This window comes from Streptomyces sp. NPDC091209, assembly GCF_044757755.1.
Classification (GTDB): Bacteria; Actinomycetota; Actinomycetes; order Streptomycetales; family Streptomycetaceae; genus Streptomyces.
Window position 1 is genome coordinate 1,041,652 of the sequence record NZ_JBIVVR010000001.1, and the last position, 16,230, is coordinate 1,057,881.

A 16,230-nucleotide genomic window follows, 5' to 3' on the forward strand; every position below is an offset into this window, starting at 1 on the left:
GCCACGGCGACGGACTCCGGCATTCCTCCAGCGGGGACCAGGGGGAACACCTGCGCCCCGGCGGGCCTGACACCCGATCAGTGAATGCCGGCCGGCCATCCGGAAACGCGAAGCGGGCGCGGAGAGGAAGTCCTCTCCGCGCCCGCTGTGCTTCTGTCCGGCCGGGTCGGCCGGTCGCCTAGAACGGCTCGAAGTCGTCGTACTCCTTCTGCGACTCGTCCCGCTCGGCCTGCTTGTCGCGGCGGCGCTGGGCGGCGGGGCGAGGCTCGTCGAGACGGTGGTCCTCGCCACGGCGGCCGAGCATCTCCGCACCGGCCATGACCGTCGGCTCCCAGTCGAAGACGACCGCGTTCTCCTCGGGGCCGATGGCGACGCCGTCGCCCGAGCGGGCGCCCACCTTCATCAGCTGCGCCTCGACACCGAGACGGTTGAGGCGGTCGGCGAGGTAGCCGACGGCCTCGTCGTTGTTGAAGTCGGTCTGGCGGACCCAGCGCTCCGGCTTCTCGCCGCGCACGCGGAAGAGGCCGTCCTCCTCCTGCACCACGGTGAAGCCGGCGTCGTCGACCGCCTTCGGGCGGATGACGATCCGGGTCGCCTCCTCCTTGGGCTTCGCGGCACGCGCGCCGGCGACCATCTCGGCGAGCGCGAAGGACAGCTCCTTCAGGCCCATGTGGGCGATCGCGGACACCTCGAAGACGCGGTAACCGCGGCGCTCCAGGTCGGGGCGGACCATCTCCGCGAGGTCCTTGCCGTCCGGCACGTCGATCTTGTTGAGGACGACCATGCGCGGACGGTTGTCCAGGCCGCCGTACTGCTTCAGCTCCTCCTCGATGATGTCGAGGTCGGAGATCGGGTCGCGCTCGGATTCGAGGGTGGCCGTGTCCAGGACGTGGACGAGCACGCTGCACCGCTCCACATGGCGCAGGAACTCCAGGCCGAGGCCCTTGCCCTGGCTCGCGCCGGGGATGAGACCGGGCACGTCCGCGATGGTGTAGACGGTCTCGCCCGCGGTCACGACGCCCAGGTTCGGGACGAGGGTCGTGAACGGGTAGTCCGCGATCTTCGGCTTGGCGGCGGACAGGACCGAGATGAGCGAGGACTTGCCCGCGCTCGGGTAGCCCACCAGGGCGACGTCGGCGACGGTCTTCAGTTCCAGGACGATGTCCTGGAGGCCCCCGGGCACGCCGAGCAGCGCGAAACCGGGCGCCTTGCGGCGGGCCGAGGACAGTGCCGCGTTGCCGAGGCCGCCGCGGCCGCCCTCGGCGGCGACGTACGAGGTGCCCTGGCCGACGAGGTCCGCGAGGACGTTGCCTTCCTTGTCGAGCACGACCGTGCCGTCCGGCACGGGCAGGATCAGGTCCTGGCCGTCCTTGCCGGAGCGGTTGCCGCCCTCGCCGGGCTTGCCGCTGGTGGCCTTGCGGTGCGGTGAGTGGTGATAGTCGAGCAGCGTGGTGACGGACTGGTCGACGACCAGCATCACGTCACCGCCGCGGCCGCCGTTGCCGCCGTCCGGTCCGCCCAGCGGCTTGAACTTCTCCCGGTGTACGGAGGCACAGCCGTGCCCTCCGCTACCCGCGGCGACGTGCAGCTCGACGCGGTCCACGAAGGTGGTCATGTGGGGTGCCTCCAGCACTTCGGTTACATCGGTTACTTCAGCGCGTACGTACTTCGGATACTTCAGTACGTACGGCAATGTCTCTTGCGTAACACGCGAAAGGCGGACCCGCTTCCCGTGGGGGAAGTGAGGTCCGCCTCGCGAAGAACTCTGTTCTACGGAGCCTGGGCCCCGAGGCACTGGATCCGGTCCGCGTGGAACCGGGTCAGCCTCGACGGGACTCGATCAGGCGACCGGAACGATGTTCACGACCTTGCGGCCACGGTGCGTGCCGAACTCGACCGCACCGGCGGCCAGCGCGAACAGCGTGTCGTCCTTGCCACGGCCGACACTGACGCCGGGGTGGAAGTGGGTGCCACGCTGGCGGACCAGGATCTCACCGGCGTTGACGGTCTGACCGCCGAAGCGCTTCACACCGAGCCGCTGAGCGTTGGAGTCGCGACCGTTCCGAGTGGACGATGCGCCCTTCTTGTGTGCCATGTCTCAGTCCCTACCCTTACTTCGCAGCCGCGGGGATCTCAGTGACCTTGATCGCCGTGTACTGCTGGCGGTGGCCCTGACGACGGCGGTAGCCGGTCTTGTTCTTGTAGCGAAGGATGTCGATCTTGACGCCCTTGTGGTGGTCCACGATCTCGGCCTGGACCTTGATGCCCGCGAGGACCCAGGGGTCGCTCGTCACGGCTTCGCCGTCGACAACGAGCAGGGTCGAGAGCTCGACCGTGTCGCCAACCTTGGCGGTGGGAATCTTGTCAACCTCAACGATGTCGCCGACAGCAACCTTGTGCTGGCGACCACCGCTGCGCACGATGGCGTACACGCGGATCTCTCTTTCGCTCGGAACGGACCCCGCAGTCCAGCCGCCCGGTAACGAACACGGGCGAGCCTCTCCCAGCCACTGCGGCAACCGAAGCGACCGGGAGGAAAAGGTTTACGGGGATGTGGCAGGTCATTCGACACGCCGACGGTCCAGGTTACGGGGCCGGGCTTGAGGGGTCAAACCGGGCCTCCGGCCGGTGTGCGGCCCGCGGTCCCCCGCGCTCCGGACGGGCCCACGGGACGCGGTGCGCCTCCAGGGACGCCCACCACGGGCGGGCACGCCTCCCCCCGTATGCTCCCCGAGCGAACCCAGACACCGAAAGGCAGACAAGTGAACTACAGGGTCCAGCCCAGCGCCCAGGTCGACGAGACCGCCGAGATCGGCGCGGGAAGCAGCGTCTGGGACCTCGCGCAGATCCGTGACGGCGCCCGCCTCGGCGAGGGCTGCGTGATCGGTCGCGGCGCGTACGTCGGCTCGGGCGTCCGTATGGGCGACAACTGCAAGCTGCAGAACTACGCGCTCGTCTACGAGCCCGCCGAGCTCGGTGACGGTGTCTTCATCGGTCCGGCCGTGGTCCTCACCAACGACCACAACCCGCGCTCCGTGGACCCCGAGGGCAAGCAGAAGCGCGGTGGCGACTGGGAGGCCGTCGGCGTGAAGATCGCCGACGGTGCCTCGATCGGTGCCCGCGCGGTCTGTGTCGCGCCGATCGGCATCGGCCGCTGGGCCATGGTCGCCGCCGGTGCCGTCGTCACCAAGGACGTGCCGGACTTCGCCCTGGTCGTCGGCGTTCCCGCGCGACAGGTCGGCTGGGTCGGCCGGGCCGGCGTCAAGCTGGTCGAGCACGCGACCGAGGCCGGCGTGTGGGAGTGCCCGCAGACCGGCAGCCTCTACGAGGAGAAGGACGGCGTCCTCGTCGAACGGAACGCCTGAGGCCGTACGAACCGGCTGAACGTCGTCGCGTGAGCCAGGGGGAGCGGGTCTTCCCCTTCTCCCGGCTCACTCCGGTTCAGCCTCCGGGCTCACTCCGGTTCAGCGGGATTCCCCGGCACCGGCGCGGCCGTCCTCCAGCGCTGTCACCGGAACCGGGGACCAGTGGCGGTCGACGAGGAGGGGCAGGCCCAGGATGACGGGCGTCCACATCAGGACACCGAGACGGTCGGCCTCCTGGACGAGCGGATGGGCCGCGACCACGCACGCTCCGGTGAGCGCGGTGGCGAGAGCGAGCGGGCCCAGTCCGTTGCCGTAGCGGACCAGCGCCCAGGCCGCGAGGGCTGTGAGGACCAGGAAGTACGGCAGCCCGGCCTGCTGGGCGGACCAGTCCCGCCCGAACCGGGCGGCGAGATCCAGCAGCGCGCTCCAGGGGTCGGCGATCTCCGGAGTGTCGAAGTGGTGGGTGAAGGTGTCCTGAAGGGTCACCTGTGAGGACGCCAGGCCGAGCATCCGCATCGCGGCGACGACTCCCGCGGCGGCCGCCGCGGAAGACACCAAGAGGACGGCCGTACCCCGGTGCCGCGACGCGCGGTGGCGGCACAGAGCCCACGTCGCCGCCGCGCCGAGGGCCGTCGCGAGGACCAGGACCGACGAGTAGCGGGTGACCCCGCCGGCCACGTACCCAAGGGCCACCAGGGCCGTGCCCTTCACCATCGACCGTCGTCCGAGCAGCACACCGCCCCAGAGCACGCACAGCACGCATGCCGTGAACAGCCCCTCGCCCAGAGCCTGGACGCTCCACCAGCCGAGCGGTGTGGCGAGGAACGCCACCTGGCCGACGACGGCGGCCCGCCGGTTCAGCCCCGCTGATCCGAGCAGCCCCAGAACGAGCAGCGAGCCCCCCGCAGCCAGGAGCACTCCCAGCAACCGCATCCCTCTGAGCACCCCGAGGGCCCCGACGAACGGCGCCGCGAGCAGGGGGTAGCCCGGCCTGCCGGAGAAGATGGCCTGGTAGCGGGGGTCGCCGGTGGTGATGTCGGGGGCGTCGGTCCACCGGTCGAGGCAGGCGCGTTCGGCGGCAGCCTTGAGGGCGGGGCCGCTCTCGGGGACCGTCGGCCGGAGCCGCTCGTCGTGCGCCGCGCGGTCGGCGCGGCTGGCGCAGAAGGCGGCGAGCGCCGTGTGATGCGCCTCCTCGCGCGAGGCGCCGAGGTACTGCTCCGCCGCCCGCGCGTACCGGTAGGAGTCCGGGAACATCGTCCACCGGGGCCCCGCGACGAGCTGGAACACCACGTACAGGAGGCAGACCGCCAACGGCAGAACGGAACGGCTGCGGCGCGCACGGGCGGCGATCCGTGCGGTGGCGGACGTGGGGACGTCTGTGACGTCGGTGACGACAGCGGGCACGTGATGATCCTGAGCAGTGAGCGGCCGGCCCCAGCAGCGTGGCCAGGGGCCGGATTTTAGACGACTTACGTAAGACCGGTTCCTTAACCACTGGTGAGGGGCCGCGCGCACCGTGGGGGCGAAGGACCCGTTCCCCCGGCTCCTCCCCGCCGGGGCACGGCAAGGGCCCGTCCGGTACGCCCGGACGGGCCCTTGGCTGCGGGTGGGGCGTCAGCCGCCGATGACAACCCGGCGGACGCCCTTCCAGGCCTCCGGGTCGGTCGTACGGCGTCCGTCGACCAGGACCGTGACGTCCGGCAGGTCCGCCGGGGTCAGCGTCCGGTACTCGGCGTGGTCGGCCTGGAGGATCGCCGCGGTGACCTTCTCACCGGCGTGCGGGGGCAGACCGTGCGCCGACAGCTCCTCGGCCGTGTACATCGGGTCCGAGACGAAGGGGACCGCGCCACGGGCCCTGAGGGCCTCGACGGTCGGGAAGACGCCGGAGAAGGCCGTCTCCTTCACGCCGCCGCGGTAGGCCGCGCCCAGCACGAGGACGTTCGCCCCGGTCAGGTCGCCGTACGCCGCCGCCAGCAGGTCCACCGCGTACTCCGGCATCGCCGCGTTCGCCTCACGGGCGGAGCGGACGACGGTCGCGGACGGGTCGTTCCACAGGTACATCCGCGGGTAGATCGGGATGCAGTGGCCGCCGACGGCGATGCCCGGCTGGTGGATGTGGCTGTACGGCTGCGAGTTGCAGGCCTCGATGACCTTCTTGACGTCGATGCCGTTGCCGTCGGCGAAGCGCGCGAACTGGTTGGCCAGACCGATGTTGACGTCGCGGTAGGTGGTCTCGGCGAGCTTGGCGAGCTCGGAGGCCTCGGCGGTGCCCAGGTCCCAGACGCCGTTCGGCTGCGCCAGGTCGGGGCGCTCGTCGAAGTCGAGGACCTGCTCGTAGAACTCCACACCGCGGGCGGCCGACGCCTCGTCGATGCCGCCGACCAGCTTGGGGTAGCGGCGCAGGTCGGAGAAGACGCGGCCGGTGAGGACCCGCTCCGGGGAGAACACCAGGTGGAAGTCCTCGCCGGCGGTCAGGCCGGAGCCCTCGGCCAGCATCGGCGCCCACCGGGTGCGGGTGGTGCCGACCGGCAGCGTGGTCTCGTAGGAGACGAGCGTGCCGGGCTTGAGTCCCTTGGCGATCGCCTTCGTCGCCGCGTCCATCCAGCCGAAGTCCGGGGTGCCCTCGGCGTCCACGAACAGCGGGACGACCACGATGACGGCCTCGGACCGCGCGACCGCGTCCGCGGTGTCCGTCGTCGCGCTCAGCAGTCCGGCGTCGACGGCCTGCTTGAGCTTGACGTCCAGGTCGTGCTCACCGGGGAACGGCTCGGTGCCGGCGTTGACCAGCTCGACGACCTTCTCGTTGACGTCCGCGCCGATGACCCGGTGCCCCTTGGACGCGAACTGCACGGCCAGCGGAAGCCCGATCTTGCCGAGGGCTACTACACAGATGTTCATGGACGGTCGCTACTTCCTTTTCGAACGGCTCGTGGGGGAACCGCTCGGCTTCGGGCCGGCGGATCGGAACTTCAGTCGCCGGGCGAGGGCCGACTTCGCCCGGGAGGCCAGTGACCGCTTCGGCCGGGACAGGGGCCCGGTGGTGATCACCACGCGGCCCTTGGGGTTCACCTTCGCCCTCGCGTGGTACGGGTCCTCGTAGGCGCCCCAGCGGCGCGCCAGCGGCATGGGCTTGCCCTCGCCGCGCACGGGGATCTCGTACGTCGAACCGGCGACGTCGACATAGACACGGACACCCAGTTTGGCCGTGCACCGCTCCAGCGGGATGCGCGCGCGCAGCACCGTGGCGGCACCGTCATCGGCGAGTTCGGTCGTGAAATCGCCCACAGGAGCCGGGAGTTCGTGTCCCTGCGGGAGCTTTCTGGCCTTGGGCTTGTCCGCCGACGCGGGCATGGCGCCCTGGGCGAGCCGCAGGACGGCTCCGCCGACGTCACCGAGGACACCCAGCCGCAGGGTGGCCGTGTACGTGATCCCGTCGCCCTCCTGCTCCCAGGTGGAGGCGAGCAGTTCGGTGCCCTGCGCGAGACGGCCGGGAACGGCCTCCCCGACGAGCTCGTAGCAACGGTCGGACAGACCGATGCGGGGATCGCGGAAGCCCGCGTAGCGGGCGTAGGCGCGCTCGCCCTCGACGACGAACGGCGGCGCCCCGTTCGCCTTCTCCGAGGTGATCGCCTCGCACAGCTCGTCGACCGCGCCGGCCTGGGCCAGACAGATGCGCACCCGGCGCTTGACGTCCATGGCGTCGCGGATGCCGTCGGTGAAGTACGCGTCGGCGAGCCGCGCGACGCCCGCGCAGAGCTCGCGCTGGAGCTCGCGGTCGAGCGCGGGGAAGTCGTCCTGGACGAGCTTGGCCACTTCCCAGGTGAAGTGCCGGAGCAGTACCGCGTCGCGCTCCGGGCCCGCCTCGACGAGACCGGCCGTGAAGTCCATGATCTCCACCGCGCACCGCAGCCGCGCCAGGTGATCGGCGCGGTAGGTGATGTTGCTGGCGTCGCCCCGCTTCACCGCGTAGTAGCAGGTGTAGTCGGCCACCACGGAGATCTTGCGCGCACGCACGCAGGCCTCGATGGTGAACGGCTGGTCGCTGCCCACGGGCAGGTGCTCGGGGAAGCGCAGCTTGTGCCGTTCGACCAGGTCGCGCCGGAACAGCTTGGTGTTGGCGAGCGTCCACGGCAGCGCGGAGTCGGTGAGGCCGACGTCCGGGTTGTTCTCCTTGTAGAGAGCCTGGTGGACGTACCGGCCGTTCGTGCCGACCATCTTGCCGACGACGACATCGGAGCCGTGCTCGTCGGCACAGGCCACCATGCGCTCCAGCGCTTCCTCGCCGAGGTAGTCGTCGGAGCCGATGAAGTAGACGTAACGGCCCGTGGCGATGTCCAGCGCGCGGTTGCTGGGGGCGGCCGGACCACCGGAGTTGGCCTGGTGAAGAACCTTGACGGTGCCCGGGTACCGCTCCGCGAAGCGGTCGAGCTCGGCACCGCTCTCGTCGGTGGAGCCGTCGTCGACCGCGACGATCTCCAGCCGGTCCCGGCCGATGCTCTGCCCGATCAGGGAGTTCAGGCACTCCGTCAGATAGGGCATGGTGTTGTAGACCGCGACGACGACGCTGACGTCGGGGGTGCCACTCATGTCCGCGCCTCCACCGGTCTCGGCTCGGCCGCCGGCCGGGCCCCGCTGCCGGGCAGCAGCGCGCTGTAGACCTCGTCCAGCACGTCGGCCTGGGCCTCCCAGGTCCACTGGTCGAGGAGCCCCTGCTTGTCGTAGACGCTGCGGTAGCGCTCGGCGTCGCCCAGAACGGACTTCACCGCGCGGACGTAGTCCTCCACGTCCTCGGCCCGGAACACCTCGCCCTGGCCGGTCTGCTCGACCATGGAACCCATCGTCTTCACATCGCTGACCACCAACGGCAGCCGGGCGTGGGAGTACTCGAAGAACTTGGTGATGAGCGCGATCTCGTGGTTCGGCCAGTGGTGGATCGGGATGACCCCGAGGTCTGCTGTCGCGAGGAAACGCACCACCTGGTAGTGCGGCACGTACGGCAGGATGTGCAGCCGGTCGTCCACCCCCAGCTCCTCCGCGCGCGCCCGAAGGGCCCGCATGTACTCGGAGTCCGTGTTGAGCACGACGAACGCGGTGTGCACGTCGGAGAGTTGGGGCAGCGACTCGACCATGGTGTCGAGGCCGCGCTGCGGAGCGGCGGCACCGCTGTAGACGGTGAGGGGCACGTCGTGCCCGATGCCGCACAGCTCCCGCAGGTCCGGAACGGGCTCGGCCGCCTGCTCCGGCGAGACCTCGGCGTCGGGCGCGTTGAGGACGACGGTGGGGCGGGCCTTGAGGCCGTGCCGCTCCTGGAGCATCCCGGCAAGGGTGTCCGAGACCGTCGTCACGGCGTCGGCGTGCCGCGAGTACTCCAGCTCGTGGGCGCACTGCGCGACGTGCCAGCGCGGATGCGGGCTCCACGGCTTGATGCCGGGCAGGAACTCGTGCGCGTCCCAGACGAGCTTGACCTTCCGGCCCTTCGCACGGGCACGCAGCGTGGCACGGGCTCCGACGCCCAGCATGCGGAAGTCGTTGGCGTGGACGAGGTCGGGCTTGAGCTCGTCGATGACCTTGCCGTAGGCGAGCTCGAAGTCCCAGAGATGAGGATCGAGCCTGCGCCAGGCGCGGGTTCCCATGGTCTTCCGCCAGAAGGCGGTGGTGAACCTGTCCAGCGCGGAGTCCATGTCCTTGCGCCGCTTCTCCAGCGCCATGGTGCTGCGGTAACGCAGTTTCACCCAGGAGTACAGGAAGCGGGCCAGGAAGCGGGGCACCAGGAGCCTCAGCCGGTCGAGGGCCGAACCCTCCTGCTTGGCGAGGATCAGCCGGACGTTGAGGTCGGCACGCCGGGCCTTGAGCTTCTGGCGCCGGTACGCGGCCAGCGGACCGGGCCGGTAGGCCAGCGGGGAACGCAGCACGGCACGCCGGTACTCGTGGCGCCGACGGGACATCGGGCCGGGTACCGACAGGAGACGGACCTCGGCGTCACCGATCTGCCAGGTCTGCTCCTTCTTCCCCTTGGCCTTGCCAAGCAGTACGACGTCCCAGCCCGCTTCGGCGGCCGACCTGGCCTCCTTCTGGACGCGCGAGTCGCCGTTCACCCCGTTGTCGACGAGCATCACGATCCGCCCGCGCACGGGCCGGTCCGCCGACGTGTTGTTCTCAACTGCCATGGATGGCCAGGTCCTCCGAAAGAAGCGAAACGCTGCGGTTGTTCAGCGCCGACTCGAGCACAGCAGCCGCCACCTCCACCGTCCGCGTGCCCTGGCGCAGGGTGCAGATGTCGGCGGGCTTGCCGAGCACTGCGTCGCGGAACAGCTCGTGTTCGACGAGGAGCGGCTCGCGCTTCGGGATGGCATAACGGATCATGTCGCCCTCGGAGACGCCACGGAAGGCCTGGAGGGCCTCCCATTCCGTCGCCATGGCGGAGTTGGAGTGGAACGTCAGGTCGGCGGTGAGCGTGTCGGCGATGAAGCAGCCGCGCTCGCCGGTGACCGAGGTGAAGCGTTCCTTGAGCGGGCTCAGCCAGTTGACCAGGTGGTTGACCATCGTTCCGTCGTCGAGACGGCCGACGGCGGAGACCATGTCCTCGTGCTCGCGGCCGCTCTTGGAGACGGTGTGCGCGGCGATGGACACGTACTCGCGCCCGGTCACCCAGCCGGTGAGGTCGATGTCGTGGGTGGCGAGGTCCTTGACCACGCCGACGTCCGCGATGCGGTGCGGGAAGGGACCCTGGCGGCGGGTGACGACCTGGTAGACGTCACCGAGCTCGCCGGACTCCAGCCGGGCGCGCATCGAGCGCAGCGCCGGGTTGCACCGCTCGATGTGGCCGACACCGGCCACCAGGCCGCGCGACTCGAACGCCTCGACGAGACGGTGCGCGCCCGCCACGGTGTCGGCGACCGGCTTCTCGATCAGCGCGCAGACACCGGCCTCGGCGAGCTGCATACCGACCGGCTCGTGCAGCGCCGTGGGGCAGGCCACGACGGCGTAGTCGATGCCGAGGGCGATGAGCTGGTCGACCGTGTCGAGGACCGGCGCGCCCTGGGCCGCGCCGAACGTGTCGCCCATCGGGTCGACGACGGCGACGAAGTCGACGCCCTCCAGACCGGACAGGACGCGGGCGTGGTGACGCCCCATGGAACCGAGGCCGACGAGTCCGGCCCGCAGCTTCTTCCCCGTGCTCACAGCTTCGCCCCCAGCGCGTTCACGGCGGACACGATCCGCTCCAGGTCCCCGGCGGACAGAGCCGGGTGGACGGGCAGCGAGACGACCTCGGCGGCGGCGCGCTCCGTCTCGGGCAGGTCCCAGGTACGGCCGGCCTTCTGGTCCGGCTCCCAGTACGGCTTCAGTCGGTGGATCGGCGTCGGGTAGTACACGGCGTTGCCGATGCCGGCCTCGGTCAGGCCCGCCATGGCGGCCTCACGGTCGCCCCGGACGCGCACGGTGTACTGGTGGAAGACGTGGCGCGCGCCCTCGGCGACGCTCGGCGTGAGCACGGACGGCGCGCTGATGTGCTCCGTCAGGTACGCGGCGTTGGCGATGCGCTGCTCGGTCCAGCCGTGGAGCTTCGCGAGCTGCACCCGGCCGATGGCCGCGGAGACGTCCGTCATACGGACGTTGGCGCCGACGATCTCGTTGGCGTAGCGCTGCTCCATGCCCTGGTTGCGCAGCAGCCGCAGGGTGCGGGCGATCTCCGCGTCGGCGGCGGTGACCATGCCGCCCTCGAGGCTGTGCATGTTCTTGGTCGGGTAGAAGCTGAACGTACCCGCGCTGCCGAAGGCGCCGACGGGCGTTCCGTGCAGGGCGGCCGCGTGCGCCTGGCAGGCGTCCTCGACCACGGCGAGTCCGTGCCGCTCGGCGATCGCCATGATGCGGTCCATGGCGGCGGGGTGGCCGTAGAGGTGGACCGGCATGATCGCGGCGGTGCGCGGTGTGATGGCCGCCTCGACCGCCGCCGGGTCCAGGCAGAAGCTGTCCGCCTCGATGTCGGCGAAGACCACGTCGGCGCCGACGAGCCGCACCGCGTTGGCGGAGGCCGCGAAGGAGAACGACGGCACGATGACCTCGTCGCCCGGGCCGACGCCGAGAGCGAGCAGCGTCAGGTGCAGCGCGGAGGTGCCGGAGTTGACCGCGACGCAGTGCCGCCCGTCCACCACGTCCGAGAACTCCGCCTCGAAGGCGGCGACCTCGGGGCCCTGCACGACCCGGCCGCTGCGCAGTACGCGCACCGCGGCCTCGATCTCTTCCTCGCCGATCACAGGTCTTGCGGCGGGTATCAACTCATGGGCGTCGGTCATCGACATCCCCTCCTCATCAAGCGGCCTCTAGGGCGCACCACGTTGTGCATAGGCCGGGAAGGAACGGTGTCGAGCGTGGCACGTCCGCATCCCTGGAAACCCGCCGACGCCTCGCGACGGCGATCGTCTCCCGCAAGACCCTGCCCGTGGGGTTCCTCGCGTGATCTACGGCCCGCATGTCACCAGCGGCCGAGTCCGCGGTCAGATTACCAGCAGAAGTACAAAGCTTTTCCTCAGGGTTGCGACAGAGAAACCCGGAGTTGGGGTGCTGTGCCTCACACATTCACCTGACCCGGCCCCCAGCTGGGACGGAGGGGGCGATGGCGCACGCGGGACGACAAAGCGCGGGGCACCGGTCGACCGGTGCCCCGCGCTTTGTCCGATGATCCGGAGGTCAGTCCTCGGTCGTCGCCGAGACGGACGGCGCCGTCTGCTCGGAGGCCACGGTGGACTTCTTGACGGCCGTCTTCTTCACGGTCGCCTTCTTGGCCGTGGTCTTCTTGGCGACCGTCTTCTTGGCCGCCACGGTCTTCTTGGCAGCGGCCTTCTTCGCCGTCACCTTCTTGGCCGTCTTGCGGGCGGCCGTCTTCTTGGCGGCCGGGGACCCGGTGTCGGCCTCGGCCGGCTCGACGGCCTCGGGCTCGGCGACCGGCTCGGCGGCGGCCGACGGGACGACCGTGACGGCCGCCTCCTCGGACGCGGTGGGCGCGGTGGCCTTGCGCACGGCACGGCGGCGCGGACGGGCCGGCGCGGCGCTCTCGGCGGGGGCCTCGGCCACCGGCTCGGGCGTCGGCGCGGTCTCGGGCGCGGTCTCGGCGACGGGCGCCGGAGCCGGCTCCGTGACCGTCACCACGGCCTCCTCGGCCGTCCGGGGTGAACCGGCCGGCGCCGACACCTTCCGGGTCGCACGACGACGCGTACGGCCCGGAGGAGCGGCCTCGACCTCCGTCACGGCGGCCACGGGCGCCTGGACCGTCTCGGCCTCGGCCACCGGCTCGACGAACGGCTGCTCGGCGACGGGCGCCTCGACGACCGGGTCCTCGGCCGCGAACGGCTCGGCCTCGGCTTCCTCACGGGACCGGGCGGCGGCCCGCTCGGCCCGCTCCTCACGCCTGCTCCGGGGAGCGCGCTCCTCGGTCTTCGGCGCACCCGCCGGGGCGGACGCGCGCCGGGGGGTCCGGCGCCGCGAACGGCCACGGGTGGCCGCGGCCTCGGCCTCGGCGGCGCTGCCGTAGAACTCCTCGTCCGGCTGGAACTCGGTCTCGACCAGCGCGACGGGAGCGGCGACCTCGGCGGCCACCTCGGCCTCGGTCTCGGCCTCCGGCTCCTCGGACGACTCGTGCGTGAACTCGTGCTCGTGGTCGTGGTCGTGGACCTGCTCGGCACCGCCACGGCCGCGCTTCTTGCGCTTGCCGCCGCCACCGATGGACGTCGGCTGCTCCATGTGCACGATGACGCCGCGGCCGTTGCAGTGGACGCAGGTCTCGGAGAAGGACTCCAGCAGGCCCTGGCCGACCCGCTTGCGGGTCATCTGCACGAGGCCCAGCGAGGTCACCTCGGCCACCTGGTGCTTCGTACGGTCGCGGCCCAGGCATTCGAGCAGGCGCCGCAGCACCAGGTCGCGGTTGGACTCCAGGACCATGTCGATGAAGTCGATGACGACGATGCCGCCCAGGTCGCGCAGCCGCAGCTGGCGCACGATCTCCTCGGCCGCCTCCAGGTTGTTCCTGGTGACAGTCTCCTCGAGGTTGCCGCCCTGGCCGGTGAACTTCCCGGTGTTGACGTCGACCACGATCATGGCCTCGGTCTTGTCGATCACCAGCGAACCGCCGCTGGGCAGCCAGACCTTGCGGTCCAGCGCCTTCATCAGCTGCTCGTCGATCCGGTACGTGGCGAAGACGTCGACCTCGGAGGTCCACCTCGACAGCCGGTCGGTCAGGTCGGGCGCCACGTGCGAGACGTAGCCGTGGATGGTGTCCCACGCCTCGTCGCCGCTGACGATGACCTTGGTGAAGTCCTCGTTGAAGATGTCCCGGACGACACGGACGGTCATGTCCGGCTCGCCGTAGAGAAGGGTCGGGGCGTTGCCGCTCTTCGCCTTCTTCTGGATGTCCTCCCACTGCGCCTGCAGACGCTCGACGTCGCGGCTCAGCTCGTCCTCGCTCGCGCCCTCGGCGGCGGTGCGCACGATGACGCCCGCGTCCTCGGGGACGATCTTCTTGAGGATGGTCTTCAGACGCGCGCGCTCGGTGTCGGGCAGCTTGCGGCTGATGCCGGTCATGGAGCCCTCGGGCACGTACACGAGGTAGCGGCCCGGCAGCGAGACCTGGCTGGTCAGACGCGCGCCCTTGTGGCCGATCGGGTCCTTGGTGACCTGCACGAGGACCGACTGGCCGGACTTGAGGGCGGACTCGATGCGGCGCGGCCCGTTGGCCATGCCGAGCGCCTCGAAGTTGACCTCACCGGCGTAGAGCACCGCGTTGCGGCCCTTGCCGATGTCGATGAAGGCCGCCTCCATGGACGGCAGCACGTTCTGGACCTTGCCCAGGTAGACGTTGCCGACGTACGAGGTCGCCTGCTCCTTGTTGACGTAGTGCTCGACGAGCACGTTGTCCTCGAGGACGCCGATCTGGGTGCGCTCGCCGCTCTGGCGGACGACCATCACGCGCTCGACGGCCTCGCGGCGGGCCAGGAACTCGGCCTCCGTGATGATCGGAACACGGCGACGGCCCTGCTCACGGCCCTCACGGCGGCGCTGCTTCTTCGCCTCGAGACGGGTCGAGCCCTTGATGGACTGGACCTCGTCCGAGGGCTGCGGCTCCTCGCGCCTGCCGCGCGGCTCGCGGACCTTGACGACGGTGCGCTCGGGGTCGTTCTCGCCGGCCTCGGCCTCGCCACCGGAGTCACCGGCGCGACGACGACGGCGACGACGGCGGCGGGAGCTGCTGGAGCCGCCCGACTCCTCGCGCTCGTCGGCCTCCTCGGCATCCTCCTCGGCCTGCTCGGCGGTGTCCTCGGCGTCCTGCTCGGCCTGCTCGGCGGCGTAGTCGTCCTCGCCGGCCTCACCGTCCGACTCGGCGGACTCGCCACGGCGACGGCGACGGCCACCGCGACGGCGACGGCGACGGGAGCCCGCGGACTCCTCCTCGCCCTCGTCACCCTCGACGGCGTCCTCGGCCTCGTCGGCGTCCTCCGCGTCCTCGGCGGACTCCGTGTCCTCGTCCTCGACAGGCTCCTGCGGCTCCTCGGCCACGGTCACCGGCTCGTCCTCGACGGCCCGGCGACGGCGGCGACGGCGTCCGGCGGCCGGCTCCTGGACGGCCTCGACCGGCTCGGAGGTCTCGACGACGGACTCGGTGGCTTCCTCGGCGGCCTCGGCGGCTGCCGCGGCGGCGGCCCGCTCGGGCGTCTGGAACATCGGCTCGGTGAACACCGGCGCCTGGAACACGGCGACGGCGGGGCGGCCGGGGCGCCGCGAGGACTCCTCGGTCTCCTTCGGCGCGGGCGCCGAGAAACCGACGGCGGCCTTGCGGGTGGCGCGGCGGCGGCTGCGGCGCGGGCCGCCGTCGCCTTCCTCGGGCTGCGCGGCCTCGGCCTCGACGGCCTCCGGCCGAGCGCCCTCCTCGGACTTGTTCTCGCTGGTCACGGGCGCCTCCACACGCTCGTCGGCGGTGTCGCCCTCGGGCGCACCGGCGGGGGCGGAGACACGCCGGGTGGCGCGACGACGGGTCGTACGACGCGGGGCGGCCTCTTCGGCGGCGGGCTCGGCGACGGGCGCCTCGGCCTCCTCGGGGGCGGGGGCGGCCACCGGCTCGGCGGCGGTCGTCACGACCTCGGCCGGCTCGGCCGCGGCGGGCGCGCCGGTGGGCGCGGAGACACGGCGGGTGGCGCGACGGCGGGTACGGCCGGCGGGGGCGGTCTCCTCGACCGCGGCCGGGGCCTCCCCGACGGGCGCGTCCTCGGGCTCCACGACCGCGGCGGCGGGCACCACGGTCTCGGCGGTCTCGGCCGCCGCGGGCGCACCGGCGGGGGCGGAGACACGGCGGGTGGCACGGCGACGGGTACGGCGCGGTGCGGCGTCGTCGGTCTCGGTGGTGAGGGCGGCCTCGGCCGGAGCCTCCTCCGTCTCCTCGACCGCGGTGACCGCGGCCGTCTCGACAGCCTCGTCGGCCTCGTCCGTCTCCTCGACCTCGTCGTTCACAGAGGCTTCGGAGGTCGCGGAACGCGCGGAGGCTTCGTCCGCCATGAGGTCGGCGGACGCCACGGCCGGTATGGCCGGCGCGGTGGTCTCGGCCACGGCCTCGGAGGCGGCGGCCGGCGGACCGGCGGGGCGCGACGCCGCACGGCGGCGGCGCCGCGGCGGCAGGGTGTCGCTGGGTGTGTTGTTGTCGGAACCCTCGGTGGGTTCGGTCGGCTCGAGCATGCGGGTGGATCTCCCGTCAGGCTCCCGGGCGCCGCGCCTGGTCCGGCAGTGCCGGTGACGTCCGCGGCTCGCGCGATGCGCGGTGCCGCCGTCCGGGGCGCGGGCGCCGCACGGGAGCTCTCTGTGTCCTGTCTCGCCGGTTCCGTAC

11 protein-coding genes are annotated in these 16,230 nt (G+C 71.5%); 1 reads left to right on the forward strand and 10 read right to left on the reverse strand.

Translation table 11 applies throughout. The annotated features are described in order from the left end of the window. Positions 1-178: 178 nt before the first annotated feature. From obgE to rplU, 3 genes are all read right to left on the reverse strand, one after another. Positions 179-1,615 (reverse strand): GTPase ObgE, encoded by a 1,437-nt coding sequence (gene obgE, locus ACIQRL_RS04570; protein ID WP_401326910.1) that lies wholly within the window; start codon positions 1,613-1,615, stop codon positions 179-181. 225 nt (positions 1,616-1,840) lie between these two features. Beyond that, positions 1,841-2,095, reverse strand: coding sequence for a 50S ribosomal protein L27 (gene rpmA, locus ACIQRL_RS04575; protein WP_037618784.1), 255 nt, complete (start codon positions 2,093-2,095; stop codon positions 1,841-1,843). A gap of 16 nt (positions 2,096-2,111) precedes the next feature. Further along, positions 2,112-2,432, reverse strand: a complete 321-nt coding sequence (rplU, locus tag ACIQRL_RS04580) for a 50S ribosomal protein L21 (RefSeq protein ID WP_164320786.1) — start codon at positions 2,430-2,432, stop codon at positions 2,112-2,114. A gap of 330 nt (positions 2,433-2,762) precedes the next feature. On the opposite strand from rplU, the gene ACIQRL_RS04585 reads away from it, so the two are divergent. Beyond that, positions 2,763-3,365, forward strand: coding sequence for an acyltransferase (locus ACIQRL_RS04585; RefSeq protein ID WP_401326915.1), 603 nt, complete (start codon positions 2,763-2,765; stop codon positions 3,363-3,365). 99 nt (positions 3,366-3,464) lie between these two features. On the opposite strand, the gene ACIQRL_RS04590 is transcribed toward ACIQRL_RS04585, so the two are convergent. From ACIQRL_RS04590 to ACIQRL_RS04620, 7 genes are all read right to left on the reverse strand, one after another. Further along, on the reverse strand, positions 3,465-4,769 hold the full coding sequence (locus ACIQRL_RS04590) for a hypothetical protein (protein ID WP_401326918.1): 1,305 nt from the start codon (positions 4,767-4,769) through the stop codon (positions 3,465-3,467). Between the two features lie 210 nt (positions 4,770-4,979). Then, positions 4,980-6,263, reverse strand: a complete 1,284-nt coding sequence (locus tag ACIQRL_RS04595) for a nucleotide sugar dehydrogenase (protein ID WP_401326921.1) — start codon at positions 6,261-6,263, stop codon at positions 4,980-4,982. Positions 6,264-6,272: 9 nt separating this feature from the next. Next, the gene (locus tag ACIQRL_RS04600) at positions 6,273-7,952 is read right to left on the reverse strand and encodes a glycosyltransferase family 2 protein (protein ID WP_401326923.1); all 1,680 of its coding nucleotides are present in this window, start codon (positions 7,950-7,952) and stop codon (positions 6,273-6,275) included. Continuing rightward, complete coding sequence (locus tag ACIQRL_RS04605; protein WP_401326925.1) at positions 7,949-9,532, reverse strand: glycosyltransferase family 4 protein; 1,584 nt, start codon at positions 9,530-9,532, stop codon at positions 7,949-7,951. Before ACIQRL_RS04605 ends, ACIQRL_RS04600 begins: the two co-directional genes overlap by 4 nt. Continuing rightward, entirely contained in the window at positions 9,522-10,547 is a 1,026-nt protein-coding gene (locus ACIQRL_RS04610; protein ID WP_401326928.1) for a Gfo/Idh/MocA family protein, read from the reverse strand. The genes ACIQRL_RS04605 and ACIQRL_RS04610 overlap by 11 nt, the downstream gene beginning before the upstream one ends. Beyond that, positions 10,544-11,659, reverse strand: a complete 1,116-nt coding sequence (locus ACIQRL_RS04615) for a DegT/DnrJ/EryC1/StrS family aminotransferase (protein ID WP_401326931.1) — start codon at positions 11,657-11,659, stop codon at positions 10,544-10,546. Before ACIQRL_RS04615 ends, ACIQRL_RS04610 begins: the two co-directional genes overlap by 4 nt. Before the next feature lie 394 nt (positions 11,660-12,053). After that, on the reverse strand, positions 12,054-16,082 hold the full coding sequence (locus tag ACIQRL_RS04620; RefSeq protein WP_401326933.1) for an Rne/Rng family ribonuclease: 4,029 nt from the start codon (positions 16,080-16,082) through the stop codon (positions 12,054-12,056). Between the last annotated feature and the right edge of the window lie 148 nt (positions 16,083-16,230).

Coding starts and splice junctions, on each gene's coding strand:
- obgE (WP_401326910.1), bottom strand. CDS start 1,615: ATGACCACCTTCGTGGACCGCGTCGAGCTGCACGTCGCCGCGGGTAGC.
- rpmA (WP_037618784.1), bottom strand. CDS start 2,095: ATGGCACACAAGAAGGGCGCATCGTCCACTCGGAACGGTCGCGACTCC.
- ACIQRL_RS04595 (WP_401326921.1), bottom strand. CDS start 6,263: ATGAACATCTGTGTAGTAGCCCTCGGCAAGATCGGGCTTCCGCTGGCC.
- ACIQRL_RS04600 (WP_401326923.1), bottom strand. CDS start 7,952: ATGAGTGGCACCCCCGACGTCAGCGTCGTCGTCGCGGTCTACAACACC.
- ACIQRL_RS04605 (WP_401326925.1), bottom strand. CDS start 9,532: ATGGCAGTTGAGAACAACACGTCGGCGGACCGGCCCGTGCGCGGGCGG.
- ACIQRL_RS04615 (WP_401326931.1), bottom strand. CDS start 11,659: ATGACCGACGCCCATGAGTTGATACCCGCCGCAAGACCTGTGATCGGC.
- ACIQRL_RS04620 (WP_401326933.1), bottom strand. CDS start 16,082: ATGCTCGAGCCGACCGAACCCACCGAGGGTTCCGACAACAACACACCC.